Origin of the sequence: Nonomuraea sp. AD125B (assembly GCF_041402765.1) — a bacterium.
GTDB lineage: Bacteria > Actinomycetota > Actinomycetes > Streptosporangiales > Streptosporangiaceae > Nonomuraea > Nonomuraea bangladeshensis.
Genome location: NZ_JBGLOU010000011.1, coordinates 88809 through 114633, shown reverse-complemented (window position 1 = coordinate 114633; position 25825 = coordinate 88809). Strand labels below are relative to the sequence as shown.

Sequence of the window (25825 nt, the reverse complement as noted above, 5' to 3'; positions counted from 1 at the left end):
CTCCGTCACTTGATGGCGCCGACCGTCACACCTCGGGTCAGCGTGCGCTGGAAGATCAGGAAGAAGGCGACCGCCGGCACGATGCCGAGCAGGGCGGAGGCGCTGGACATGGTGGCGTCCATGTACTTCTCCCCCTGCAGGACGGCGAGGGCGACGGGCACCGTCTGGGTGTCGTTGGAGATGAGGAAGACGAGCGGCAGGAAGAACTCGTTCCAGGTCCAGATGAAGAAGAAAATCAGCAGGACGTTGAGCGTGGGCCTGCTGATCGGCACCACGATCTGCCACAGGGCGCGCAGCCGCCCCGCGCCGTCGATGGCCGCGGCCTCCAGGATCTCCTTCGGGAACTGGCCCAGCACCGCGCTCAGCAGGTACGTGCCGAACGCCGCCTGGATCACGGTCATGACGATGATCACGGCGAGCTGGGTGTCGTACAGCCCCACGGCCTTGGCCAGGTAGTAGAGCGGATAGGCCAGCGCCTCCTGCGGCAGCGTGTTGGCCACCAGGAACAGCACCAGGATCGACAGCCGCCCCTTGACCCGGCCGATGCCCAGCGCGTACGCGTTGAGCACCGACAGCACCACGGCGAGCACCGCCACGGAGCCGCTGATCAGGAAGCTGTTCCAGAGCTTGCCGCCGAAGCCGACCCGGTTCCAGAAGTCGACCAGGCCCTGGAGATAGAGCCCGTCCGGCAGGGCGAGCGGCCCCTGCGTGCTGTAGTCCGCCGGCGACTTGACCGCGTTGAGCGCCACCAGCGCGAACGGGAACAGCATGACGACCGCGAGCACGGCCAGCGCGGTCAGCACCGCCCAGCGCCCCGGCCCCCTCACTGCTCACGCTCCTGGACCCGCAGGAACAGGAACGTCACCACGATGATGATCAGCGCCAGCACCGTGGCGATGGCCGAGCCGTACCCGACGTTGCTCTTCTGGAAGAAGTTCAGGTACGAGAAGTACGACGGCACCATGGTCGCGTTGCCCGGCCCTCCCCTGGTCAGCACGAAGATCGGCCCGAACACCTTGAGCGCGGCGATCGTGCACGTCAGCAGCACCACGAAGATCTCCGGCCGGATCTGCGGGATCGTGATGTGCCAGAACCTCCGGAACCAGGAGGCCCCGTCGATCTCGGCCGCCTCGTAGTAGGCCGGATCGACGCGCTGCAACCCGGCCATGAAGATGACGACCGGATAGCCGAGCTGGAACCACACCATGACGGCCATGACCGTGGCCAGCGCCAGGTCGGGGTCGCCGAGCCAGTCGAGGTCCAGGCCGAGCATCTCGTTGACGGCGCCGTACGACGGGTGCAGGAGCCAGCCCCACACCACGCCGGCCACCGCCACCGGCAGGACCTGCGGCAGGTAGTACGCCGCGCGCAGCGCCGAGGCCGTGCGCGGCCCGAACCGCTTGCCGATGTAGTCGAACAGCGCCGCCGCCAGCACGAGGCCGATCGCGGTCGGCACGACGGCCATCGCCACGATCAGCCCCGCGTTGTGCTGGAACGACTGCCAGAACCGCTCGTCCTCGATCAGCCGGGCGTAGTTGTCGAACCCGACCCAGCGCGGCGTGCCCACCCCGGACCAGCGGGTGAGGCTCGCGCCGACGTTCATCAGGAACGGCACCACGATCACGGCCGTGAACAGGACGAGGCTGGGGACCAGGTAGAGCCAGTATCCCCTTGTGCGCACTCTCATTCAGTTGCCTATGTCGGCGAGGTTGTCCTCGTACGGCCCCGCGATCTCGTCCAGCACCTGCTCGGGCGTCTTGCTGCCGTTGATGAGGTTCTGGACGCCGGCCACGAGGACGTCGTAGTAGCCGGGGGCCGGCCAGTCGGGGTAGAAGGCCAGGCCGTCGGTGCTGGTGAGCTTGTTGAAGGTCTCGATCAGCTCCTTGCTCCGGGCGTCGGTGATCGCGGCCGGGTCGGCGGCCACGGGCAGCCCGCCGGAGTTGCCGAGCAGGTTCTGGATGTCCTTGCTCATGGTGATGTCGATGAAGTCGTAGGCCAGGTCCTTGTTCTCCGACTTCTCGGGGACGATCCACAGGTTGCCGCTGGAGCCGGGCGAGAGCGTGGTGCCGGGGAACAGGAAGTGCCCCCACTCGAAGTCCTTGATCGTGGCGGCGACGCGGCCGAACCACCAGCTCCCGCTGATCATCATCGGGAACTTGCCGTTCATGAACGCCACGCCCATGTCCTCGGCCTTGAGGCCGGAGGAGTTCTTGGCGATGTAGCCCTTCTTCACCCAGTCGGCGAAGGTCTGCGCGCCGTAGGTGAACTCGGGACCGTGGAAGTCCACCTTGCCCTGGTAGGACTGGAACGCCGACAGCCACGGCTTCTGCGCCTTGGTGAGCGCGAGCTGGTAGAGGATCTGCTGCGCCGGGTATTCGGCGCCGGCGTTGGCGATGGGCGTCACGCCCGCCTTGACGAAGGTGTCCAGGGCCGCCGTGAACTCCTCGAACGTGGTCGGGACCTCGACCTTGTGCTTGGCGAACAGGTCCTTGTTGTAATAGACCATCACGAACTCGCCGTAGTTGGGGACGCCGTACCAGTTGCCGTTGCCCATGACGCCGCGGTCGTCGTACTTGGCGGTGGTCTGGAGGCCGCCGGGCAGGAGCTTGTCCCAGCCGCGCTTGGCGGCCTCCTCGGTGAGGTCCGTCAGCAGGCCCTGCTTGGACAGCAGCCCGGCGGTGGCGTTGCCCTTGTTGTACTCCATGATGTCGGGCGCCTCGTCGGAGTTCAGCACCATGCTGGCCGTCTTCTGGATCTGCTCGAAGCCCTTGGCCTCGAACTGGACCTTCACGTTGGGGTGCGACGCCTCGAACTTCTTGATCGCCTCGTCCCACGCCTTGCCCATGGCGCTGTCGGCGCTCTCGTAGTGCCAGAGCTTCAGCACGCGCGGCTGGGAGCTCGACGCGGGCGCGGGGGTCTCCGAGCCCGAGCCGCAGGCCGACAGGACCAGGACCGCGGCGGCCAGCACCGCGGCGCCTCTGAATCTCACCATGATCCCTCCAAGGGGGGTGTTACTGAAGGACGGCCCGTGCGGGAGCTCCGGCCACCGGGACGATCTCGATCCCGGTGACGCGCTTCGGGCCGGTGACGGCGACGCGCAGCTCGTCGCCGTGCCTGGTGGCGACGGCGAACGTCACGCCGTCCTCGTCGTGCACGCTGGTGGTGCCGTCGCCGCCCCCGAAGGCGACGAGCGTGATCTCCTCCGGCACGGTCACGGTGTCGCCCGCGTCGGTGACGGGGATGAGCGCGCCGTGCCGGACGTACAGGGGGATCTGGTCGAGCGGCTTTTCTACGGTGATGTACCGGCCGCCGCCGAGGGTGTCGCCGGTCCAGTAGTCGATCCACGTGCCGCGCGGCAGGTAGACCTGGCGGACGCCCTCCGGCGAGGTCATGGGGGCGACGAGCAGGTCGGGGCCGAGCAGGTACTCCAGGTCGGCCTGCCAGGCGACCGGGTCCTCAGGGAAGTCCACGCAGAGCGCCCGCATCATGGGCGCGCCGGTGGCAGCCGCCTCGACGGCCGCCGAGTAGAGGTAGGGCATGAGCCGGTAGCGCAGCTTGAGCGCGGCCACGGCCTGCTCCTCGACGGCGGGGAACTCCCACGGCTCGCGAGTGGTCGTGCCGTGCAGGCGGACCAGCGGGGACAGGGCGCCGAACTGCGTCCAGCGGACGTAGAGGTCGTCGCTGGGGCGGCCGGTGAAGCCGCCGGCGTCGTGGCTCCAGAACGGCACGCCGGACAGGCCGTGCGCGAGCCCGCCCCTGATCGTGCTGCCCATGGCGGCGTAGCTGGTGTAGGTGTCGCCGTTCCACTGGGCGCTGTGGCGCTGCCCGCCCAGGTACGACGAGCGCGCCCACACGAGGGAGTGCCCGTTGACCTCGCGGGTGACGTCGGCGACGGCGTCGTTGAACAGCAGGGTGTAGACGTTGTGCAGGTCGGTGCCGGTCATGCCGTTGGCGGCCACGGCGTCGGCCGGGACGCCCTCGGCGAAGTCGGTCTTGAAGGCGTCCACGCCCTGGCGCAGCAGGTCGCGCAGCAGCCCCTGGAACCAGGCGACGGCGGCCGGGTTCGTCAGGTCGACGATGCCGCAGGCGGGGAAGGAGCCGTGCCAGCAGTCGGCGACGTACGGCTCACCATGCTCATTTTTCAGGAAATATCCGGCGTCGGCGGCCGGCCCGAACGCCGGGCTCAGGTGCGACACGTACGGGTTCATCCACAGACAGACCTTGAACCCCATCCCGTGCAGCTCGTCCAGCATCCGCTCCGGCTCGGGGAAGTTCACCGGGTCCCACCGCAGGTCCGACCAGTGCCCGTCGCTCTGCCAGTACGTGTCCAGATGCAGCACGTCGCACGGGATCCCGCGCTCCCTGATCGTGCGCGCCCGGTTCAGCACCCGCTCCTGGCTGTCCACGCAGAACCCGGAGGAGATCCAGGTGCCGAACGCCCACTTCGGCGGCAGCGCGGGCCGGCAGGTCAGCCGGTCGTAGCGGTCCAGGATCTCCGGCGGCGTCGGCCCGGCGATCACGTAGTAGTCGAGGACGTCGTCCGGCACCACCAGCTGCACCACGCTGTGCGTGGACTGGCAGACGTCGAACTCGCTCGGCGCGCCGCTGTCGACCAGCACGCCGTAGCCGCGGCTGGACAGGTAGAGGGGGACGTTCTTGTAGGCGCGCTGCGACTCCGCGCCGAAGGCGTCGAAGTTCCACATGAGCGGCCGCTGCCCACGCTTGTCCAGCCGGGTGAAGGACTCCCCGAAGCCGGTGAACGCCTCGTCGGGCGCGGCGGCGAAGCTCTCGTGATAGGCGACGGCGCTCCCGCCCGCGCTGGAGCGGCCGAACGGCAGCGTACGCAGCCGGCCGCTGATGTCGATGTGACCGCGGTCCTGCTCGACCAGCGTGCGCCCGGCGGCGTCGGTGAAGCGCAGGTGCCACGGGGCGAGCCGGATCTCGGCCCGCAGCGGGCCCGCGTCCACGACGATCGGCTCGCCCGGCGCGACCCCGGCACGGGCCCCTGAGTACGTGCCGGGGGTCACCAGCTCGATGGCCGCCGCCGAGCGGGGGCGGGCCGCCGCGTCCTCCGACAGCCGCACCCGGATCACGCCCTCGCCGGCCACGCCCACCTGGACGACCAGCGTCTCCTCCGTCGTGGTGACCGCCTTGAGCATCACCTCGGCGCCGTCGGCCGCGACCAGCTCGGCCGAGGTCACCGCCGACAGGCCGCCCTCGCCTCGGGTACGGACCGGCAGCTCCGGCGGGTCCGCGACGAAGTACTCGTGCGCGACCAACGGGGGGCGATAGGGCATGGGAGCTCCTTTGAACGGCTGCGCCAACTCCGTGAGTTAGTTTGGTGCCCATACCAACAAACGTCAACGGTTGAGCGCGGCCGAGGAGCACAACAAAGCACCGCCGGGGGGTCGTTCCCCCGGCGGTGCGCCTGGAGTGAGGTCAGATGCCCGAGTCGGTCTGCGGCTGCATGAGGCGGCGGGCGGCCTCGGTGATCGAGCCCGACAGCGACGGGTAGACCGCGAAGGTGTGCGCGAGCTGGTCGACCGTCAGCCGCTGCTGCACGGCCACCGAGACGGCGAGGATCAGCTCGGAGGCGCGCGGCGCCACCACGACGCCGCCGAGCACGATGCCGGTGTGCGGGCGGCAGAACACCTTGACGAAGCCGTCGTTGAAGCCCTGCATCTTGGCCCGCGCGTTGGTGGCGAGCGGCAGCTTGACGACGTTGGCCTCGATCTCGCCGGCCTCGATGGCCCGCTGCGCCACGCCGACGGCCGCGATCTCGGGGTCGGTGAAGATGTTGGAGGCCACGGTGGCCAGCCGCAGCGGCTGCACGGCCTCGCCGAGCGCGTGCCACACCGCGATGCGGCCCTGCATGGCGGCGACCGAGGCCAGCATGAGCACGCCCGTGCAGTCGCCGGCGGCGTACACGCCGGGCGCGGAGGTGCGCGAGACCTTGTCGACCTTGATGAAGCCGCCCCGGTCGAGCTGGACGCCGGCCTCCTCCAGGCCCATGCCGGAGGTGTTGGGGACCATGCCGACCGTCATCAGCGCGTGGGTGCCCTCGGCCGTGCGGCCGTCCTCCAGGGTGACCACGACGCCGTCGGCGGTGCGCTTGACGGAGGAGGCACGGGAGCGGCCCATGACGTTCATGCCGCGCCGGCGGTAGACCTCTTCGAGCACCTCGGCGCCGTCGGCGTCCTCGTTGGGCATCATGCGGTCACGGCTGGAGACCAGCGTGACCTCCGAGCCGAGCGAGCGGTAGGCGCCGGCGAACTCGGCCCCGGTCACCCCGGAGCCGACCACGATCAGGTGCTCGGGCAGCTCCTCCAGGTCGTAGAGCTGCCGCCAGTTGAGAATGCGCTCGCCGTCGGGCTCGGCACCCGGCAGCACGCGCGGCGTCGCGCCGGTCGCCACGAGCACCACGTCGGCCCTGACGGTGCGGTCGCCGGCCCGCACGACCTGCGGATCGACCAGCCGGCCGCGGGCCTTGATGATCTCGACGCCCTCGGCCTCGACCCGGGCCGCGATGTCGGCGGACTGGGCCCGCGCGAGCTCCTTGACCCGCTTGTTGACCAGCGGCAGGTCGACGCCGACCGTGCCGGCGTCGCCGTCGAGACCGCCGTCGAAGGAGATGCCCAGGGAGGGCGCGTCGAGCAGCGCCTGCTTGCGGACGGAGGTCGCGATCAGCGTCTTGGACGGCACGCAGTCGGTCAGCACGCACGCGCCGCCGGGGCCGTCCTGCTCGACCATCGTGACCTGTCCGCCTAGTTGAGCGGCCACCAGCGCCGCCTCGTAGCCGCCTGGTCCGCCACCGATGATCACGATCCTCGTCACGTGTCCATTCTCGCCCATGCTCCGGCGTGACATCGAACGGGTCGGCCCTCCAAGCGCTAGTCTTGGCTGCTGTGCCTGTGTACGCCGCCTACGGCAGCAACCTCGATCCAGAGCAGATGGCCATGCGCGCCCCGCACTCCCCGATCCGGGGTGTCGGCTGGTTGCCGGGCTGGCGGCTGACCTTCGGCGGGCACGACCCGGCCTGGGGCGGAGCGCTCGCCACGATCGTCGAGGACCCCGACGAGCACGTGTTCGTCGTGCTCTACGACGTGCCCGAGTGGGAGGAGACCTCGCTCGACCAGTGGGAGGGCGCGGTCCGCGGCGCCTACCACAAGGTGCGGCTGCGGGTCCAGACGCTCGACGGCGACGTGCTCGCCTGGTTCTACGTGCTCGACGGCTACGAGGGCGGCCTGCCCTCGGCCCGCTATCTCGGCAGCCTGGCGGAGGCGGCCGAGCGGGCGGGCGCTCCCGACGACTACGTCAAGGAGCTGCGGGAGCGCCCCTGCACCTCGTTCTGAGGCCTCAGCTCAGCGGCTGGTCCTTGGTCTCGCGCAGCACGAAGACGTAGACCAGGGTGGAGATCAGCGCCAGCGCCGACATGTACCACGGGAAGAGGCCGGGGTTGCCGGCCTCCTGCAGCGCGGTGCCGATGAGCGGCGCGGTGCCGCCGAAGAGCGCCACGGTCAGCGAGTACGGGAACCCGGCCCCCGCCGCCCGCACCCGCGTCGGGAAGAGCTCGCTGTTGACCGCGGCCGAGATCGAGGTGAAGCAGCCGAGGAACACCATGCCGATGAGCTGCACGGCCAGCAGGCTGCCGTACGACGCTGTGAGCAGCCCGAGCAGCGGCACCGGCAGCACCAGGAACCCGAGCCCGAACGCGATCAGCATCGGCCGCCGCCCGATCCGGTCCGACAGCATGCCGAGGAGCGGCTGCAGGATCATGAAGAAGACCAGCGAGATGGTGCCGATCTGGAGCGAGTCCGCCTTGTCGAAGCCGACGGTGATCTGCGCGTAGGTCGGCAGGAAGCTGGTCCAGGTGTAGTACGCCACGGTGCCGGCGACCGTGATGCCGACGATGGTGGCCGCCGAGCGCGGGTGGTGCTTGAGGAAGTCGAACAGCTTGGGCCGCTCGGTCCCGCCCCGCCTGATGTCCTCGGCCACGGCCGAGGTCTCGTCGGCGCCCTTGCGGATCCACAGGCCCACGAGGCTGAGCACGGCGCCCACGACGAACGGGATGCGCCAGCCGTAGGAGCTCATGTCGCTCTCGGCGAGGGCCGTGGCCAGCAGCGCGGCCAGGCCGGAGGCGAGGAGCTGGCCGATGGTGGTGCTCACGTACTGGAAGCTGGAGAACAGGCCGCGCCGGCCGGGCGGGGCCGACTCCACCAGGAACGTGGTCGCGGCCGCGAACTCGCCGCCCACCGACAGGCCCTGCACCAGCCTGGCGAGGGTCAGGATGATCGGCGCGAGCACGCCGACGGCCTCGTACGTCGGGGTCAGGCCGACCAGCAGCGAGCCCGCGCCCATCAGCACGATGGTGAACGTCATGGCGGACTTGCGGCCGTAGCGGTCGGCGAACGCGCCGACCAGCAGGCCGCCGAGCGGGCGCATGAAGAACCCGACCGCGAAGACCGCGAACGAGCTGAGGAGCGGCACCAGGCTGTTGGCCGTGTCGCTGGGGAAGACCTGGGAGGAGAAGTAGATCGCCAGGAACGTGTAGGCGTACCAGTCGTACCACTCGACGACGTTGCCGATGCTCGCCGCCATGAGCTGACGGGCCCTGCTCTTGGGGATGCCGAGCGGTGATTGCGACAGAGGGGGTGTCGCCACGGAGGCTCCTTTGCTGAGGGGTGGATGATGGCTTACTGTGCAGGGGTAAGCGCTAATCCGTCAATTATCTCGCTATTCTTTTACTTTCCCGACATGGAGAGGGTTGCGGGTGGACGTTCTCGACCGGCGCCTGGTCGCCGCCCTTCAGGTGAGCCCGCGCGCCTCGTGGGGCGAGATCGCCCGCGTCGTCGGCGAGCACGAGCGCACGGTCGCGCGCCGCCTCCAGCGCCTCATCGCCGAGGGCGTGGTCCGGGTCACGGCCATCTACGACGACTTCCGCACCGGGCACGGGCGGCCCGCGCACCTGCACGTCCACGTACAGCCGGGCAGCGCGCCCAAGGTCGCCGAGGCGCTGGCCGACCGGCCCGACACGCGCTCGGTCTATGCCCTGACCGGCGCGGCCGACCTCGGCTGCGAGCTGGTCTCGCCGTCGCGTGAGGCCCTGCACCGCACCCTGTCCACCGAGATCAGCGCCGTCGGCGGAGTGCTGCAGACACAGACGCAGGTCGTCCTCCACACCTTCCGCACCGTCGCCGAGTGGCACGCGCCCTACCTGACCGAGGAGGAGGTCGCCGAGCTGAGCCCGCCGCCGCCCCCGGACGCACTGCCCGACGTCGAACGGCTGACACCTCTGGAGCAGGAGATCGCCGAGCTGCTGACCGCCGACGGCCGCATCGCCTTCACCGCCGTCGCCGAACGCCTCGACGTGTCCGTGCCGACCGCCCGCCGCCGGCTCTCCTCCCTGCTGGAGCGGCGGCTGCTGCTGCCCCGCGCCGAGGTCGAGCCCGCGCTGCTCGGGCTGGAGGTGGAGGCCATGCTGTGGCTCAAGGTCCGGCCGTACGCGCTGGACCTGGTCGGACAGCGGCTGGCCGCGCATCCCAACGTGCGCTACTGTGCCGCCACCTCGGGCACCCACTCCCTCATCGTCCAGGTGGTCACCGCCCACGAGGCCGACCTCTACCGTTTCATGACCGGCGTCGTCGGCTCGTACGACGAGATCGCCGACAGCGACCTGACCCTGATCACCCGCGCCTACAAGCGCGGTCACCTCCGCAAGTCCGGACTGCTCACCCTGGAGAAGACGACATGACATCAGCCGAGTCCCTGACGCCCGCCGAGAAGGAGGTCGCCGACCTCTGCGTGGAGCTGATCCGCGTGGACAGCAGCAACTACGGGGACGGCAGCGGCCCCGGCGAGCGGGCCGCTGCCGAGGTCGTCATGGCGCGGCTGGCCGAGGTGGGCATCGAGGCCACCTACGTGGAGAGCGAGCCGGGCCGCGGCAACGTCGTCACCCGTGTGGAGGGCACCGACCCGTCGCTGCCCGCGCTGCTCGTGCACGGCCACCTGGACGTGGTGCCGGCCAACGCCGCCGACTGGTCGGTGGACCCGTTCGCCGGTGAGGTGCGCGACGGCTACATCTGGGGCCGCGGCGCGGTGGACATGAAGGACATGGACGCGATGATGCTGGCCGTGCTGCGCCAGCTCAAGCGCGAGGGCCGGCGGCCCCGCCGCGACCTCGTCTTCGCCTGGGTGGCCGACGAGGAGGCCGGCGGCGTCTACGGCGCCAAACACCTCACGGCCCACCACCCCGAGCTGTTCGAGGGCGTCACCGAGGCGATCAGCGAGGTCGGCGGCTACTCGCTGGAGGTGGACCCGTCGCTGCGGCTCTACCTCATCGAGACCGCCCAGAAGGGCCTGGCCTGGATGAAGCTGATCGCCGACGGCACCGCCGGGCACGGCTCGATGCTCAACGGCGACAACGCGGTCACCGAGGTCGCCCGCGCGGTGGCCCGGATCGGTGAGCACGACTGGCCGCTCACGTACACACCGACCGTGCGCACCTTCCTCACCGAGGTGGCGGACGCCTTCGGGATCCCGTTCGACGAGGACGACCCCCAGCCGGTGCTGGACAAGATCGGGCCGCTGGTGCGCTTCGTGGGCGCCACGCTCCGCAACACCACGAACCCCACCCAGCTCACCGCCGGCTACAAGTCCAACGTCATCCCCGGACAGGCCAGCGCGGTAATCGACGGGCGCTTCCTGCCCGGCTTCGAGGAGGACTTCTTCAAGACGATCGACAACCTCCTCGGGCCGAAGGTGCGGCGCGAGTTCATCCACCACGACATCGCGCTGGAGACCTCGTTCGACGGGGCGCTGGTGGAGTCGATGATCGCGGCGCTGAAGGCCGAGGACCCGACGGCGCGGGCGATCCCCTACTGCATGTCGGGCGGCACGGACAACAAGACGTTCTTCGCCGACCTGGAGGTGCGCGGGTTCGGGTTCGTGCCGCTGCGCCTGCCCGCCGGGATGGACTTCGCGGCGATGTTCCACGGCGTGGACGAGCGGGTGCCGGTCGAGGCGCTGCAGTTCGGCGTTCGGGTGCTGGACAGGCTGCTCCTAAACTACTGAGATGTGAGCAAAGACGCATACACCCTGGCCAGTGAGGCCGCCGCGGCGCTGCACGCCGCGACCGGCCTCGACACCTTCGACGTGGCGCTCGTCATGGGGTCGGGGTGGGTGCCCGCCGCCGACGCGATCGGTGAGACGGTGAGCGAGGTCCCGTTCACGGACCTGCCCGGGTTCCGGGCTCCGGCGGTGGCCGGGCACGGCGGCAAGATCCGCGTCGTGCGCACCGCCGCCGGGCGGCACGCCCTGGTCTTCCTCGGGCGCACGCACCTCTACGAGGGCCTCGGCGTGGACGCCGTCGTGCACGGCGTACGCACCGCCGCGGCGGCCGGCGTCCGCACGCTCGTGCTCACCAACGCCGCGGGCGGCCTGCGTCCCGAGACGCAGAACGTCGGCGACCCCGTCCTGATCAGCGACCACATCAACCTCACCGGCGCCAACCCGATCACCGGCACGACCTTCATCGACCTCACCGAGGTCTACTCCGCCCGCCTGCGCGCCCTGGTCCGCGAGGTGGACCCGACCCTCGCCGACGGCGTCTACGTCGCCTTCCGCGGGCCGACGTACGAAACGCCCGCCGAGATCCGCATGCTGCGCGCCCTCGGCGGGGACATGGTCGGCATGTCCACCGTGCTTGAGGCCATCGCCGCCCGCGAGGCCAACCTGGAAGTGCTCGGCGTCTCCCTCGTCACCAACCCGGGCGCGGGCCTGGCGGGCGAGCCGCTGAACCACGAGGAGGTCCTGGAGGTCGGCCGGGCCACCGCCGCCCGCATGGGCGTGCTGCTGGCCAAGGTGGTGGACAAGCTGTGAACCTGATCGAGCGGGCGCTCGCCTGGCTGGCGCAGGACCCCGACCCCGACACGCGGGCCGAGCTGGGCACGCTGATCGAGCGCGAATACCTCGACGAGCTGCAGGACCGCTTCGGCGCCAAGCTGGAGTTCGGCACCGCGGGGCTGCGCGGCGAGCTGGGCGCCGGGCCCAACCGGATGAACCGCGTCACCGTCATGCGCGCCGCCGCCGGGCTCGCCGCGGTGCTCGGGCCCGGCAAGCACGTCGTCATCGGCTACGACGCCCGGCACAAGTCCGACGTGTTCGCCCGCGACACCGCCGCCGTGCTGACCGGCGCGGGGCTGCACGCCACCCTGCTGCCCTGCCCGCTGCCGACGCCCGTCCTCGCCTTCGCCGTCCGCCACCTGGGGGCCGACGCCGGGGTGACGGTGACGGCCAGCCACAACCCGCCGCGCGACAACGGCTACAAGGTCTACTGGGGCGACGGCTCGCAGATCGTGCCGCCGATCGACAGCCGCATCTCGGCGGCCATCGACGCGGTCGGCCCGGTGGACCAGCTCCCGCTCGGCGCCCCCGGCACGCTGACCGAGCTGGGCGAGGGCATCGTGGACGACTACCTCGACGCCATCACGGCGCTGCCGCTGGGCGACGCCCGCGACCTGCGGGTGGCGTACACGCCGCTGCACGGGGTGGGCGCGGCCACGCTCACGGGGGCGTTCCTGGCCGCCGGCTTCCCCTCGCCGATGTCGGTCGAGGAGCAGCGCGACCCCGACCCCGACTTCCCGACCGTCGCCTTCCCCAACCCGGAGGAGCCGGGCGCGATGGACCTCGCCGTCGCCCTGGCCGCCGCGACGGGCGCCGACCTGGTGCTGGCCAACGACCCCGACGCCGACCGGTGCGCGGTCGGCGTGCCGCTGCCCGGCGGCGGCTGCCGCATGCTGACCGGCGACGAGGTCGGCGGGCTGCTGGCCGAGCACGTCATCACGCACACCACCGGCGACCGCATGGTGGCCACCACGATCGTCTCCTCGACCCTGCTCGGCAAGATCGCGGCCGCGCACGGCGTCCGGTACGGCGAGACGCTGACCGGCTTCAAGTGGATCATCAAGGCCGGTCCCGGCCTGGTGTTCGGCTACGAGGAGGCCATCGGCTACAGCGTGGGCTCCGACGCCGGGCTGCCGGTCCACGACAAGGACGGCATCGGGGCGGCCCTGACCGTGGCGGCCATCGCCGCCGCCGCCAAGCGCGACGGCCGCACCCTGCTCGACCTGCTGGACGACCAGGCCCGCCGCTACGGCCTGCACGCCACGACGCAGCTCTCCTTCCGCGTCGCCGAGCTCTCCCAGATCGCCGGCGCGATGGCCCGGCTGCGCGACCACCCTCCGGCGGAGCTGGGCGGGCGCAAGGTCCTCGCCGCGGACGACCTGGCGGAGGGCGCGGGCGGCCTGCCGCCCACGGACGGCCTGCGCTACCGGCTGGAGGGTGACGCCCGCGTGGTGGTCCGGCCGTCGGGCACCGAGCCCAAGCTGAAGTGCTACCTGGAGGTCGTCGTCCCGGTGACCACCACCCCCGAGGACGCCCGCACCACCGCTACCCACTCACTGACCACTCTGAAAACCGACCTCACCACCGCCCTGGGCCTGTAGTCCGGAAGCCGTTGGCCAAGGTGGCCGCGCTGACGGGACCAGTAACATCTGATCTCCTGGAACAACCATCACTGGTTGTTCCAGGAGTGGTACAACCAGAAATGGTCGTACCAAGATGGGAGAGCCAGTGGACGGGTTCATCGGGCGCGACCGCGAGCTGGCCGCGCTCGGTCGTTACTTCGGCAGGGTGGGAGCAGGCGACCGGCCCGGCCGCGCGATCCTCATGCGCGGCCGGAGGCGCGTCGGGAAATCGCGGCTCGCGGAGGAGTTCATCCGCCGCAGCGGCGTGCCCAGTCTCTTCTTCACCGCGGCCAAAGAACCGATCGGCGACCAGCTCGAGCGTTTCGTCGCTGACGCCGCGGCCTCGGACCTGCCTGACGCCGCGTTGTTCGCCGAGGTGACCCCCACCTCATGGGACAGTGCCCTCCGGCTCCTGGCTCAGGCCGTGCCGCAGGACGCGCCGAGCATCGTGGTCCTCGACGAGCTGCCTTACATGATCGAAGGGGATCCCCATCTGGAGGGCAGACTCCAGCGCCTCTTCGATCGCGAGTTCTCGCGCCGCCCCATGCTGCTCATTCTGATCGGTTCCGACCTGTCCGTCATGGAGGCCGTCAACCAGTACGACCGCCCGTTCTACATGCGAGCCTCGGAGATGGTGGTCGATCCGCTCACGCCCGCGGACGTGGCCGAGAAGCTGCGGCTGCCGCCCGCCGAAGCCATCGACGCCTACCTCGTCACCGGCGGACTGCCGATGATCCTCGACGAATGGCCGGCCGGTGCCACGGTCCGGGACTTCCTCGGCTCCGTCGTGTCCGACCCCACCTCGGCCCTGATCGTCAGCGGCGAGCGCGCGATGGCGGCGGAGTTCCCGTCGGAGGCACAGGCGAGAGCGCTGATGAAGGCCATCGGCTCAGGCCAGCGCACCTACTCGTCGATGCTCAAGGCCTCAGGAGGCATGGCCGGGACGTCGGTGACCCGTGGCCTGCACATCCTCATGGACAAGCGCATGATCTCGGCGGAGGTGCCGCTGTCCGTCCGCCCTTCCAAGGAGCGTCGCTACCACGTCGCGGACCCGCATCTGCGGTTCTGGCTGTCCTTCGTCGAGCCAGGCATGGCGGAGATCTCCCGCGGCCGGGGCGATCTCGTGATGCGGCGGATCGAGCGCTCGTGGACGGCCTGGCGCGGCATGGCCGTGGAGCCGTTCATCCGGGAGTCGCTGCGGCGCATGGACGGGCTGCCCGAGCGGACCGCGGCGATCGGCGGGTACTGGACCAGGACCAACGACCCCGAGATCGACCTCGTGGGGGCCGACCGGGAGCCGGTGGCCAAGGTGGTCACGATGGTGGGGTCGGTGAAGTGGCTGGAGAACCGGCCGTTCGACCAGCACGACTTCAGCGAGCTGGTGGTCCACCGGTCCAAGATGCCGGGGGCCGACGCCTCCACGCCGCTGTACGCCGTCTCGCGCGCCGGGTGCGAGGTGGCCGGGGTGCGCCACGTGGCACCCGAGGAGCTGGTGGACGCCTGGCGGTAGCACCCCGGCCATGCCGCGGGGTCAGATGAGGCGCGCGTCGGCAGCAGACGGGCGCCCACGCGGCGGGGGCGGGCCGGTTGACGGCCTGTCCCCGGCGAGGTGCGGGGGCAGCGTGGCGCGGGCCCGTTGCAGGGCGCTGTTGACGGAGGCGGCGGCCGGAGCCAGGTCCATGGTCCGAGCCCGGCGCTGGGGGCCGCGCAGCGTGTCCAGGCAGACGTTGGTGGCCAGGTGGAACAGCCAGGCGCGCAGCGGCCCCCCGGCCGGGGTCGTACGTGCGCCACGCTCACCGCGCGGGCCACCCCTTCAGCGGGCCAGGGCCTGGTCAACGGCGGTCAGGGGACGACGATCGCGGCGATCACCAGAGCCAGGGCGGCGGCCGCCGCCGCGATGGCGTCGTAGGCCCACGTGGTGCGGACCTCGACCGGCTGCTCGCCGGTGCGGCGCCGGGCCGCCTCGGCGCGCTCGCGGATCTGGTCGCCCACCCAGTCGGCGTGCGTCCGGCCGGCCAGCGCCTCCTGCGCCGCCTGCTCGGCCCGGCTCACCGTCGGCTCGGTCGCGAACCGGCCCCGCCGCCCCTGGCTCGGCATGCCGCGCCGCTGGGCCTTGGCCCGCTCCCTGGCGCTGCTCATCGGCGTCCACAGGCGCAGCACGCCACCGTCACCGTCACCGTGGTGCACGCTGATGGCGTGGGACACGGTGACGTCGTCGATCGCCGCCCAGGGCACCCGGATCGTACGCAGCGGGTTGCGGCCCACCAGCTCGTGCTCGGTGAGCACGGTCGCGGGCCGCAGCGCGACGACGTAGACGACGACCGTCAGCACGGCCAGCACGGCGAGCGCCACCATCGACGCCTTGCCGGTGTACTTGTTGATCAGGTCGTAGACGTTGAAGGCGACGAACGCCAGCCAGAGCCACGCCATCACGAACGCGGACCTGGACCGGTAGGTCTGCTTCACGGCTGCCACTTGAGCTGGGCGAACCCGGGCTTGATGCGCCCGTTGATGAGCGCCAGCCGCTCGTCGAACGGCAGGAACGCCGACTTCATGGCGTTGACCGTGAACCACTGCAGGTCGTCCCAGCCGTAGCCGAACGCCTCCACCAGCTTGGCGAACTCCAGCGACAGGCTGGTGCGGCTCATCAGCCGGTTGTCGGTGTTGACCGTGACCCGGAAGTGCAGCCGCCGCAGCAGCCCGATCGGGTGCTCGGCGATGGACGCGGCGGCCCCGGTCTGCAGGTTGGACGTGGGGCACATCTCCAGCGGGATGCGCTTGTCGCGGACGTAGGCCGCCAGCCGCCCGAGCTTGGCGCCGCCGTCGTCGCCGACCGCGATGTCGTCGATGATGCGCACGCCGTGGCCGAGCCGGTCGGCGCCGCACCACTGGATGGCCTGCCAGATCGACGGCAGCCCGAACGCCTCGCCGGCGTGGATGGTGAAGTGGGCGTTCTCCCGCTGGAGGTATTCGAAGGCGTCGAGGTGCCGGGTGGGCGGGTAGCCGGCCTCGGCCCCGGCGATGTCGAAGCCCACCACGCCCACGTCGCGGTAGCGCACGGCCAGCTCGGCGATCTCCATGGACCTGGCCTGGTGGCGCATGGCGGTCAGCAGCGTGCCGACCCGGATGCCCCGGCCGGCCGAGCCCCGCGCGAAGCCCTCCAGCACCGCCTCCACCACCTGGTCGAGGCTCAGCCCCATGCTGGTGTGCTGCTCGGGCGCGAAGCGCACCTCGGCGTAGACGACGCCGTCGGCGGCGAGGTCCTCGGCGCACTCGGCGGCGACCCGCTCCAGCGACTCGCGCGTCTGCATGACGGCCACCGTGTGGTCGAACGTCTCCAGGTAGCGTTCGAGCGAGCCCGAGTCCGCGGCCTCCTCGAACCACTGCCGGAGCTGGTCGGAATCGGTCGTGGGCAGCCGGTCGTAGCCGCACTCCCTGGCCAGCTCGACGATCGTCTCGGCGCGGAGCCCGCCGTCGAGGTGATCGTGCAGCAGCACCTTGGGAGCCCGCCGGATGTCGTCAAGCTGAGGACTCATCAGGCCATGATATGACCAGCGGCGTCAGTCGCGGCCAGCGCTGTCGGGCGAGAACGCGGGCAGGCACACGGCGACGTATTCCGCCCCTTCGGGGCCGGCGCTGTAGCGGACCCGCTCGCCCGGCTCGGTGACCACCGACTGCCCGGCCGCGACCTCCGTACGGCCGCCGTCGTGCTCGACGATCACCGACCCGCGCAGGACGAGGGTGTACTCGGTGAACGACGGCGTCTGCGGCGGCTCCTCCCAGCCGGGCGGGGCGGTCATGTGGGCGATGGAGACCGCCTCGTCGCCGCTGTTGACGCGGCCGATGTGCTCGTTGATGAGCTTTCCGCCAGGAACGGGGATGCGGGCCGGGCCCTCGATCTTTCTCACCACGGGGTCAGTGTGCCACGTCGAGCACCAGCCGGTTCGGCCCGCCCTGCTCCTCGATCTGGAAGGCCGCCTGTCTGGCCAGCACCAGGCCGACGCCGACGCGGCCCTCGAAGTCGCCGGTGCGTACGACGTCCGTGAGGTTGCCGAGGTCGGCCGGGTAGACCGGGCCGCCCTTCCACGTGGGCACGCCGTTCTCGTCGTGCGCGTGCGCGGGGAAGAGCGTGATCTGCAGGTAGGCGCCGCCGCGCACGTCGATCCGGCGGCCGGAGCCGTCCTGCACGAACTCGTCCACCCACTTGACGTTGTAGCCGGGCACGTCGCCGTCGAGGTCGATGACGACCCGGTCGTAGGTGTCGTGGGCGGCGTAGCGGACGGAGGTCACGATGGCCGGGTCCATGTCGTCGCGCTCGACGTCCACCTCGCTGGTGCTGGTCGAGGTGCTGCCGCCGGAGTCCGTGGAACCGCCCGACGGGCCCCGGTCCGCGTCCTCGGACGGGTCCTCCGGCGAGTCCTCCCGCGGGTCTTCCGACGAGGACCGGGAGGCGGGCGGGCCGCCGGAGAGGGCGGTCTGGGTCGCCGGGCCGCACGCGGTGAGCACGGCGAGCGCGGCGATGCCGGCGAGCTGGACGGCGACGCGGAAGGGCGACGGCCGGACGCCGGACGGGGAAGACGGTCGCATGCCCGGTAAATGCCCACCGCGCGCCACCGCAAGCAGCGTTTCCCCTGATGGAAGGGCGTTTTTCCGGCCCCGTCCGACCGCCAAAATCAGCAGATATGCGGCCTTGCCCGGACGCCGACGCACAGAATGATCACTTGTGCGTGCATCTATTGCACACGCATTAGATGCCATTGCATGAGGTTTGGCCGAATGGTACTCTCCGCGACATGGACGACGAAGAAGTCGTGGTCGGCACCTGGCGTTACGTCCTGGCGACACACGCCAAGGCCATGTGCGCGCTGGAACGCGAGCTGGGCGATCGGCACGGCCTGGGGCCGAGCGAGTTCGAGGTGCTCGACCGGATCGTCCACCATGACCGCAAGCTCCGGCTGCAGGAGCTCTGCGACGAGGTGCACCTGAGCCAGAGCGCGCTCTCGCGGGTGGTCGCGCGGCTGGAGAAGGCCGCGCTGGTCTCGCGCGACGCCTGCAGCTCCGACCGGCGCGGCGTCTTCGTGTGCATCACGCAGGAAGGACGCACGCGCCACGCCGAGGCGCTGCCGACGCAGCGCGCCGTCCTCCGGGAGATCTTCGCCGAGGTGCCCGTCCTCCCCGGCCTGGCCCGCTGACCGGGAGGCCGGGGACGGGCTACGCGGCGGTGACCCGGTCGATGACCAGGGGCAGGTGGTCCGCGGCGGCGGCGCTCACCGCGTAGCCGCCGTCCAGCGCCTCAAGGGCGCGCTCGAAGCGGGACGCCTCGTCGGCGTGCAGGGTCAGCAGCGGCTGACCGGCCCGCACCGGGTCGCCGGGCTTGGCGTGCAGGGTGACGCCCGCGCCGAACGACACCGGGTCCTCCTTGCGGGCCCGTCCGGCGCCGAGCCGCCAGGCGGCCAGGCCCACCGCGTACGCGTCCAGCCGGCTCAGCACCCCGGAGCCGGGCGCCTCCACGGTCAGGGTCTCGGCGGCGCGCGGCAGCGCGGCGTCCGGGTCGCCGCCCTGGGCGGTGATCATCCGCCGCCAGGCGTCCATGGCCGAGCCGTCCTGGAGCGCCTTCGCCGGGTCCTTGGCCCCGGACACCCCGGCGGCCTCCAGCATCTCCCGCGCCAGCCGCACGGTCAGCTCCACCACGTCCTCGGGCCCGCCGCCGGCCAGGACCTCGACGGACTCCTCGACCTCCAGCGCGTTGCCCACGGCCCGCCCGAGCGGCCGGTCCATGGCGGTCAGCAGGGCGACCGTGCGGACCCCCGCGTCGGTGCCGAGCGCGACCATGGTCTCGGCCAGCTCGCGGGCGGTCGTGACGTCCTTCATGAACGCCCCGGAGCCCACCTTGACGTCGAGGACCAGCGAGCCCGTGCCCTCGGCGATCTTCTTCGACATGATCGACGAGGCGATGAGCGGGATGGACTCGACGGTGCCGGTGACGTCGCGGAGCGCGTACAGCTTCTTGTCGGCGGGGGCCAGGCCCGAGCCGGCCGCGCACACGACGGCGCCCGCCGTGCGCAGCACGTCCAGCATCTCGTCATTCGAGAGCGAGGCCCGCCAGCCGGGGATGGCCTCCAGCTTGTCGAGCGTGCCGCCGGTGTGACCGAGGCCGCGCCCGGACAGCTGCGGCACGTACGCCCCGCAGGCCGCCACGAGCGGCGCCAGCGGCAGCGTGATCTTGTCACCGACGCCGCCGGTCGAGTGCTTGTCGGCGGTCGGCCGGTCCAGCGCCGACCAGTCCATCCGCTCGCCCGAGCGGATCATGGCCTGCGTCCAGTCGGCGATCTCGCGCCGGTTCATGCCGTTGAGCAGGACGGCCATGGCCAGCGCGGACATCTGCTCGTCGGCCACGTCACCGCGCGTGTAGGCGGCGATCACCCAGTCGATCTGGGCCGTGGTCAGCTCGCCGCGGTCGCGCTTGGCGCGGATGACCTCGATGGCGTCCATCAGGAGCTCCGGCTGAGGTCCTGCGGCCCGAACGCGTACGGCAGGATCTCCGTCATCGTCTTGGGACCGTCGACGGTCTCGACCAGCAGGTCGTCGCCGCCGAACTCGTAGAGGAGCTGACGGCAGCGCCCGCACGGCATCAGCAGCTCGCCGTGGCCGTCCACGCAGGTGAAGGCCACGAGCCGGCCGCCGCCGGTGCGCTGCAGCTCCGACACGAGCCCGCACTCGGCGCACAGGCCGACGCCGTAGGAGGCGTTCTCGACGTTGCACCCGGTGACGACCCGTCCGTCGTCGACGAGGGCGGCCGCCCCCACCGGGAACTTCGAGTAGGGCGCGTACGCGTACCGCATGGCCTCGGCCGCGGCCTCACGCAGCGGCTCCCATTGGATGTGCTCGCTCAATGCTGTTCCCCCCGGCGGTAACGCACGCCGTCGGCCTTGGGCATCCGCAGCCGTTGCGAAGCCACCAGCAGCACGAGCAGCGTGAGCACGTGTGGTGTGATGTAGACGAACTCGTTCGGAAGCCGCTCGACGGTCAGCCAGAGCCAGAACAGCACGATCATACCGAGGGCGGCGAACGCCATCCGTACATACTGCCGGGAGGCGCCGGCGGCCAGGTCGGCGGGCCGGTCCGGCGCGGTCAGGCGGCGGATCTGGATCACCAGGTAGGCGAGCAGCAGCACCGCCCCGAACAGGAAGAAGGAGACCACGGCCTCCTTGCTGCGCAGCTGCAGGCCGTCGGCGTAGCCGAACAGCGCCGCGCCGGCCGCGAGGCCGCCGGGACGCCAGTTGCCGAAGATCATGGTGGCCAGGCCGATGAAGCCGCGCCCCTGCGTCTGGCCCTCGACGTACTTGTTGGCGAAGAAGACCAGGAACACGCCGCCGAGTCCGGCGAACGCGCCGGAGATGACGACCGCGACGTACTTGATCCGGTAGACGTTGACGCCCAGCGACTCGGCCGCCCACGGGTTCTCCCCCGCCGAGCGCAGCCGCAGGCCGAAGGCGGTGTGCCAGAGCACGAAGTACGTCAGCGGCAGCAGCAGCACCGCCAGCACGACCAGCAGGTTGACCTCGTGCGTCAGACCGCGCAGCAGGCCGGCGAGGTCGGACAGCAGGAACCAGTGCGTGCTCTCCAGCTTGCCGAGCAGGTCGGGCCCGTCCGACAGCAGCGGCAGGCTCGGCGTGGGCGGCGGCGAGCTCATCGGCGGCGAGGTGGTGATGCCCGCGCCGGCGACCGAGGCCGGAGTGCCCTCCTTGTAGAGCACTTCGGACAGGAAGCGGGTGACGCCGGGGCCGAGCAGGTTGATGGCGACGCCGCTGATGATGTGGTCGACGCCGAAGGAGATGGTGGCGACGGCGTGGATGAGCCCGCCGATCGCGCCGGCCAGCAGACCGGCCACGAGCGCGGCCCACGGGCCCCACTGATAGCCCGCCCAGCCGGCGAACCAGGTGCCCAGCACCATCATGCCTTCGAGACCGATGTTCACCACGCCGGCCCGTTCGGCCCAGAGGCCGCCGAGCCCGGCGAGGCCGATGGGCACGGCCAGCAGCAGGGCCGCGGAGAACATGCCGGACGAGGTGATGTCCTCGTAACCGGTGATGACCCGCACCAGCGACACCACCACCAGGAGCGCGGCGACGCCGATGAGCGTCAGGTGGTATTTGCGTACCCTGGTCATGCGGTCACCTCAACCGGATCCTTGTCCCTGCCGAGCTGCTGCGCCGCCCGGCGCTCCTCCATGCGCAGCGCCAGCCGCTTCGTGACCTCGTTGGCGATCACGACCAGCAGCACGGTCACCGCCTGGATGATGGTGACCACCGACGCCGGCACCCCGGCGAACTGCAGCGAGCCCTGCGCCCGGTCGAGGAAGGCGAACAGCAGCGCGGCGAACGCGATGCCGACCGGCTTGTTGCGGCCGAGCAGCGCCACGGCGATGCCGAGGAAGCCGAGGCCCGCGGTGAAGTTGGAGTTGAACGCGCCCTTGTCCCCGAGGATCTCGGGCAGGCCGATGAGCCCGGCGATGCCGCCGGACATGACCATCGCCGCGATGATCATCTTCTTGGGGTTGACGCCGGAGGCGAGCGCCGCCGGGCCGTTGAGCCCGCTGGCCTTGACGTCGAAGCCGAAGCGGGTGCGCTCCAGCACGATCCAGACGATCACGCCGAGCACGATCGCCACCAGCAGGAAGCCCTGGAGACCGCCGCCACGGGTGGGCGCGACCAGCCCGAACCAGTCGAAGAGGACGTTGAGGTTCGGGAACATGGCCGACTCCGGCAGCTCCGGAGTGGTCGTGGTGAGCTGCCCCGCCGCGCGCTCGCCCGCGAACGGCCCGCGCACCAGGTACGACGTCAGGTTGATGGCGATGTAGTTGAGCATGATCGTGGCGATGACCTCGTTCACGCCCCTGGTCACCTTCATGACCGCCGGGATGAGCGCGTAGAGGCCGCCGGTGGCCGCCGCCACGATGATGATCACCGCGATCTGGATCGGCGCGGGCGCGGTGAACGTGGAGCCCACGTAGGCCGCGACGATCGCGGCGAGCCGGTACTGGCCCTCCACGCCGATGTTGAAGAGGTTCATGCGGAAGCCGACGGCCACGGCCAGCCCGGCGATGAACAGCGGCACCGCCCGGTTGATGAAGGTCGCGATGCCGTTCGACTGGGCCCGCCCGACGTCGCCGAAGTCGAAGAAGGCGGCGAAGGCGTCCAGCGGGCTGGCGCCCGCCGCGAGGATCGCCACGCTGGAGATCGCGATGGCCAGCACGATCGCGATGACGACGCCGGTCACGGTGAGCAGCGCCCGGTTGAGCCCCGCGGGCATCACGTCTCCTCAGTGCCGGCGATGGCGCCGGTCATGTAGCCGCCCAGCCGCTCGGGCGTGATGTCGGACGGGTCGAGCGTGGCCACGAGGCGCCCGCGGTAGATGACCCGGATGGTGTCGGACAGGCCGATCAGCTCGTCGAGGTCGGCGGAGATCAGCAGCACGGCGAGGCCGGCGGCGCGGGCGTTGCGGAGGTGGTCCCAGATGGCGGCCTGCGCGCCGACGTCCACACCGCGCGTGGGGTGCGCGGCGATGAGGAACTTGGGCTCGCCGCTCATCTCGCGGCCGACGATGAGCTTCTGCTGGTTGCCGCCGGACAGCGCGAGCGCCAGGGTCTCGACGCCCGGGGTGCGGACGTCGTAGTCCTTGACGATGCGCTCGGTGTCGTTCCTGGCGGCGCGCCGGTCGATCCAGATGCCCTTCCTTGCGGGCTTCCTGGTCTGGTGGCCGAGCACCCGGTTCTCCCAGAGCGAGGCCTCCAGGAGCAGTCCCTGGCGATGGCGGTCCTCGGGGATGTAGCCGATGCCGGCCTCGCGGCGGCGCAGCGTCGGCCAGGAGCTGACGTCGTGCTCGCCGAGCGTGATCGTGCCGTGCGCGGCGCGGATGCCCATGATGGCTTCGATCAGCTCGGACTGGCCGTTGCCCTCGACGCCGGCGATGCCGAGGATCTCGCCCTCGTGGATGTCGAACGACACGTCGTCCAGCAGCAGCCGCGTGCCGTCGGCGCGCAGCGTGGCGACGTACTCCTTCGCCGGGACGCTCTTGGGCGCGGGGTGGTGGCCGTCGGCCTCCACCGTGAGGTGCGCGACCCGGAACGCCGTCCGGTCGGTCACGGTGGACTCGCGGGTCTCGGGGGTGGGCAGCTCGCTGCCGACCATCAGCTCGGCGAGCTGGCGGGCGCTGGTCACCTCGGCGCGGGGCATGGCGGCGACGGTGGTGCCGCGCCTGATCACGGTGATCGCGTCGGCGATGCCGAGCACCTCGTCGAGCTTGTGGGAGATGAAGATGACGGTCAGGCCCTCGGCCTTGAGCTCGCGCAGGTTCTGGAAGAGCTCCTCGACCTCCTGGGGCACCAGGACGGCCGTCGGCTCGTCGAGGATGAGGATGCGGGCGCCCCGGTAGAGCACCTTGAGGATCTCGACCCGCTGGCGGTCGCCGACGCCGAGGTCCTCCACGAGCCGGTCGGGGTCGACGCGCAGGCCGTGCGTCTCGGCCAGCTCCGCGATGCGGGCGCGGGCCCTGCCCGTGTCGAGCAGCCCGGCCCGGGTGGGTTCGGCGCCGAGAACGATGTTCTCCAGCACGGTGAGGTTGTCGGCCAGCATGAAGTGCTGGTGCACCATGCCGATGCCGACGGCGATGGCGTCGCTCGGCGAGCGGAAGCTCACTTCCTCGCCGTTCACCTTGATGGTGCCCTCGTCCGGCTTCTGCATGCCGTAGAGGATCTTCATCAGGGTGGACTTGCCCGCGCCGTTCTCGCCCACGATGGCGTGCACCGTCCCGGGTGCGACGGTGATGCGGATGTCATGGTTGGCGACGACACCGGGGAAACGCTTGGTGATGCCCTCCAGCTCTACGGCGGGTCGCGCCGTGGCCAGGGTGTCAGCACTCATTTCGCCTCTCCTAGGAGCAGGGCGGAGGTAGACGAGAGGGCCCGAAGCTGACTCCGGGCCCTCGATGTCGGTCCTGCCCAGGGTTACGGCTTGGCCGGAACCGTGATCTTGCCGTCGACGATGTCCTTCTTGGCAGCGTCGAGCTTGTCCTTGATGTCGTCGATCTCGCCACCGGTGGTGGAGAGGCCCACGCCGTCGACCTTCAGGTCGTAGACGGTGTCGGTGCCGCCCTTGGCGCCGCCCTGGATGGCCTTGATGAACTCGAAGACGCCGACGTCGACGCGCTTCAGCATCGAGGTCATGATGACGCTCTGGAGGTCGGTCTCCTTGACCGTCTGGCGCTGGTCGGAGTCGACGCCGATGGCCTTCTTCTTGGCCGCGGCCGCCGCCTGGAACACGCCGAGGCCGGAGTCGCCGGAGGCGTGGTAGACGATGTCCGCGCCGTCCTGGTACATCTTCTCGGCCGCGATCTTGCCCTTGTCGGGGGCCTTGAAGCCGGAGAAGTCGCCGTCGGGGCTGATGTACGTGACATCGATCTTGGCGTCCGCCTTGACCGACTTCACACCCGCCTCGAAGCCTGCCTGGAACTTCTTGATCAGGTCGTTCTCGACGCCGCCGACGAAGCCGACGTGGCCTTCCTTCGACTTGAGCGCGGCCGCGACGCCCGCCAGGTAGGAGCCCTGCTCCTCGGCGAACAGCAGGCCGGTCACGTTGGGCCCGTTGGAGGCGGAGTCGACGACCGCGAACTGGATGTCCGGGTATTCCTCGGCCGTCTTCTTGATGTCATCGCCGTAGGCGAAGCCCACGCCGATGATCGGGTTGTAGCCCGCGTCGGCGAGCTGACGCAGCAGGTCGCCGCGGTTGGAGCCGTCGGCCGCGGGGCTCAGCTCCTTGATCTCGGCGCCGAGCTCCGTCTTGGCCTTCTCCAGGCCCGCGTACGCCGCGTCGTTGAAGGACTTGTCACCGCGCCCGCCAATGTCGAAGGCCAGGCCGACCTTGAGCGCGCCCTTCGCCGCCTCGCTGGAGGCGCCGGCGCTGCTCGGCGCCTCGCTGGCCGTGGTTCCCCCGCTGTCGCCGCCGCAGGCGGCCGCTGCCATGAGCATGACGCCGGCCACGGAGCCGAGCGCCATCCTGTTGAATCGCTTGCCGAGCAAGGCGACTCCCTTCCATTTCCCCGCCGTCGGGTTCATCGCAGGCGCGAATAAACGTACGGCACCTGCACGGAAGATAGTTGCTTGACCAGGGCAGACCAAACCGGCGCACAGGGTCGCAACCGCTCCGTTATCGACATCAAGCGCGACCGTGACCTGAGGTCCGCGCCAGCGAACACGCTAGCGGGGCTGTGATGTTTTGCCCAACTTTGGGGTGGGAATCACCTCT

The 25825-nt window shown here is 70.8% G+C and carries 23 protein-coding genes; 7 read left to right on the top strand and 16 right to left on the bottom strand.

Annotated features, from left to right (window positions below; translation table 11 throughout):
* Positions 1 to 5: 5 nt before the first annotated feature.
* The 5 genes from ACBR40_RS27850 to ACBR40_RS27830 form a co-directional block, all read right to left on the bottom strand.
* Positions 6 to 827: a carbohydrate ABC transporter permease gene (locus tag ACBR40_RS27850; RefSeq protein WP_371250676.1), complete on the bottom strand. Its 822-nt coding sequence runs from the start codon at positions 825 to 827 to the stop codon at positions 6 to 8.
* Positions 824 to 1687 carry a sugar ABC transporter permease gene (locus ACBR40_RS27845; protein WP_344216992.1) on the bottom strand — a complete coding sequence of 288 codons (864 nt, stop codon included), beginning with the start codon at positions 1685 to 1687 and terminating at the stop codon, positions 824 to 826. Before ACBR40_RS27845 ends, ACBR40_RS27850 begins: the two co-directional genes overlap by 4 nt.
* On the bottom strand, positions 1688 to 2992 hold the full coding sequence (locus ACBR40_RS27840; protein WP_344216990.1) for an extracellular solute-binding protein: 1305 nt from the start codon (positions 2990 to 2992) through the stop codon (positions 1688 to 1690). It abuts the gene before it with no gap.
* Positions 2993 to 3011: 19 nt separating this feature from the next.
* Positions 3012 to 5297 carry a TIM-barrel domain-containing protein gene (locus ACBR40_RS27835; protein WP_371250675.1) on the bottom strand — a complete coding sequence of 762 codons (2286 nt, stop codon included), beginning with the start codon at positions 5295 to 5297 and terminating at the stop codon, positions 3012 to 3014.
* A gap of 142 nt (positions 5298 to 5439) precedes the next feature.
* Complete coding sequence (locus ACBR40_RS27830) at positions 5440 to 6834, bottom strand: NAD(P)H-quinone dehydrogenase (RefSeq protein ID WP_344216986.1); 1395 nt, start codon at positions 6832 to 6834, stop codon at positions 5440 to 5442.
* A 71-nt stretch (positions 6835 to 6905) separates the two neighbouring features.
* On the opposite strand from ACBR40_RS27830, the gene ACBR40_RS27825 reads away from it, so the two are divergent.
* Positions 6906 to 7352, top strand: a complete 447-nt coding sequence (locus tag ACBR40_RS27825; protein ID WP_329585090.1) for a gamma-glutamylcyclotransferase — start codon at positions 6906 to 6908, stop codon at positions 7350 to 7352.
* 4 nt (positions 7353 to 7356) lie between these two features.
* Here the strand turns inward: ACBR40_RS27825 and ACBR40_RS27820 are convergent, their stop codons facing one another.
* Positions 7357 to 8661: an MFS transporter gene (locus ACBR40_RS27820; RefSeq protein ID WP_371250674.1), complete on the bottom strand. Its 1305-nt coding sequence runs from the start codon at positions 8659 to 8661 to the stop codon at positions 7357 to 7359.
* 109 nt (positions 8662 to 8770) lie between these two features.
* Between ACBR40_RS27820 and ACBR40_RS27815 the strand changes: the two genes are divergently transcribed.
* From ACBR40_RS27815 to ACBR40_RS27795, 5 genes are all read left to right on the top strand, one after another.
* Positions 8771 to 9751, top strand: a complete 981-nt coding sequence (locus ACBR40_RS27815) for an Lrp/AsnC family transcriptional regulator (RefSeq protein ID WP_344216980.1) — start codon at positions 8771 to 8773, stop codon at positions 9749 to 9751.
* Positions 9748 to 11070, top strand: coding sequence for a M20/M25/M40 family metallo-hydrolase (locus ACBR40_RS27810; protein ID WP_371250673.1), 1323 nt, complete (start codon positions 9748 to 9750; stop codon positions 11068 to 11070). The genes ACBR40_RS27815 and ACBR40_RS27810 overlap by 4 nt, the downstream gene beginning before the upstream one ends.
* Before the next feature lie 3 nt (positions 11071 to 11073).
* Positions 11074 to 11877, top strand: coding sequence for a purine-nucleoside phosphorylase (locus ACBR40_RS27805; protein WP_371250672.1), 804 nt, complete (start codon positions 11074 to 11076; stop codon positions 11875 to 11877).
* Positions 11874 to 13502: a phospho-sugar mutase gene (locus ACBR40_RS27800; protein ID WP_371250671.1), complete on the top strand. Its 1629-nt coding sequence runs from the start codon at positions 11874 to 11876 to the stop codon at positions 13500 to 13502. Before ACBR40_RS27805 ends, ACBR40_RS27800 begins: the two co-directional genes overlap by 4 nt.
* 127 nt (positions 13503 to 13629) lie before the next feature.
* The gene (locus ACBR40_RS27795) at positions 13630 to 15033 is read left to right on the top strand and encodes an ATP-binding protein (protein ID WP_371250670.1); all 1404 of its coding nucleotides are present in this window, start codon (positions 13630 to 13632) and stop codon (positions 15031 to 15033) included.
* A gap of 332 nt (positions 15034 to 15365) precedes the next feature.
* Here ACBR40_RS27795 and ACBR40_RS27790 read toward each other — a convergent pair whose 3' ends face one another.
* The 4 genes from ACBR40_RS27790 to ACBR40_RS27775 are packed head-to-tail and all read right to left on the bottom strand — an operon-like array spanning position 15366 to position 18110.
* Entirely contained in the window at positions 15366 to 15989 is a 624-nt protein-coding gene (locus ACBR40_RS27790; RefSeq protein ID WP_364461673.1) for a hypothetical protein, read from the bottom strand.
* Positions 15986 to 17059 carry an adenosine deaminase gene (locus ACBR40_RS27785; RefSeq protein ID WP_344216963.1) on the bottom strand — a complete coding sequence of 358 codons (1074 nt, stop codon included), beginning with the start codon at positions 17057 to 17059 and terminating at the stop codon, positions 15986 to 15988. The genes ACBR40_RS27790 and ACBR40_RS27785 overlap by 4 nt, the downstream gene beginning before the upstream one ends.
* Positions 17060 to 17083: 24 nt before the next feature.
* The gene (locus ACBR40_RS27780) at positions 17084 to 17434 is read right to left on the bottom strand and encodes a cupin domain-containing protein (protein ID WP_371250669.1); all 351 of its coding nucleotides are present in this window, start codon (positions 17432 to 17434) and stop codon (positions 17084 to 17086) included.
* A gap of 4 nt (positions 17435 to 17438) precedes the next feature.
* On the bottom strand, positions 17439 to 18110 hold the full coding sequence (locus ACBR40_RS27775; RefSeq protein ID WP_371250668.1) for a hypothetical protein: 672 nt from the start codon (positions 18108 to 18110) through the stop codon (positions 17439 to 17441).
* 206 nt (positions 18111 to 18316) lie between these two features.
* Here ACBR40_RS27775 and ACBR40_RS27770 point away from each other — a divergent pair, with 206 nt between their 5' ends.
* Positions 18317 to 18715: a MarR family winged helix-turn-helix transcriptional regulator gene (locus ACBR40_RS27770; protein ID WP_371250667.1), complete on the top strand. Its 399-nt coding sequence runs from the start codon at positions 18317 to 18319 to the stop codon at positions 18713 to 18715.
* A 19-nt stretch (positions 18716 to 18734) separates the two neighbouring features.
* Here the strand turns inward: ACBR40_RS27770 and ACBR40_RS27765 are convergent, their stop codons facing one another.
* The 6 genes from ACBR40_RS27765 to ACBR40_RS27740 form a co-directional block, all read right to left on the bottom strand.
* The gene (locus ACBR40_RS27765; protein ID WP_371250666.1) at positions 18735 to 20015 is read right to left on the bottom strand and encodes a thymidine phosphorylase; all 1281 of its coding nucleotides are present in this window, start codon (positions 20013 to 20015) and stop codon (positions 18735 to 18737) included.
* On the bottom strand, positions 20015 to 20416 hold the full coding sequence (locus ACBR40_RS27760) for a cytidine deaminase (protein ID WP_091090459.1): 402 nt from the start codon (positions 20414 to 20416) through the stop codon (positions 20015 to 20017). The genes ACBR40_RS27765 and ACBR40_RS27760 overlap by 1 nt, the downstream gene beginning before the upstream one ends.
* Complete coding sequence (locus tag ACBR40_RS27755) at positions 20413 to 21693, bottom strand: ABC transporter permease (RefSeq protein WP_344216953.1); 1281 nt, start codon at positions 21691 to 21693, stop codon at positions 20413 to 20415. Before ACBR40_RS27755 ends, ACBR40_RS27760 begins: the two co-directional genes overlap by 4 nt.
* On the bottom strand, positions 21690 to 22835 hold the full coding sequence (locus ACBR40_RS27750; protein ID WP_344216951.1) for an ABC transporter permease: 1146 nt from the start codon (positions 22833 to 22835) through the stop codon (positions 21690 to 21692). The genes ACBR40_RS27755 and ACBR40_RS27750 overlap by 4 nt, the downstream gene beginning before the upstream one ends.
* Complete coding sequence (locus ACBR40_RS27745) at positions 22835 to 24445, bottom strand: ABC transporter ATP-binding protein (protein WP_344216949.1); 1611 nt, start codon at positions 24443 to 24445, stop codon at positions 22835 to 22837. Before ACBR40_RS27745 ends, ACBR40_RS27750 begins: the two co-directional genes overlap by 1 nt.
* An 83-nt stretch (positions 24446 to 24528) precedes the next feature.
* A complete protein-coding gene (locus tag ACBR40_RS27740; RefSeq protein ID WP_364461652.1) occupies positions 24529 to 25599 on the bottom strand; it encodes a BMP family ABC transporter substrate-binding protein in 1071 nt (356 codons plus the stop codon).
* Positions 25600 to 25825: the final 226 nt, after the last annotated feature.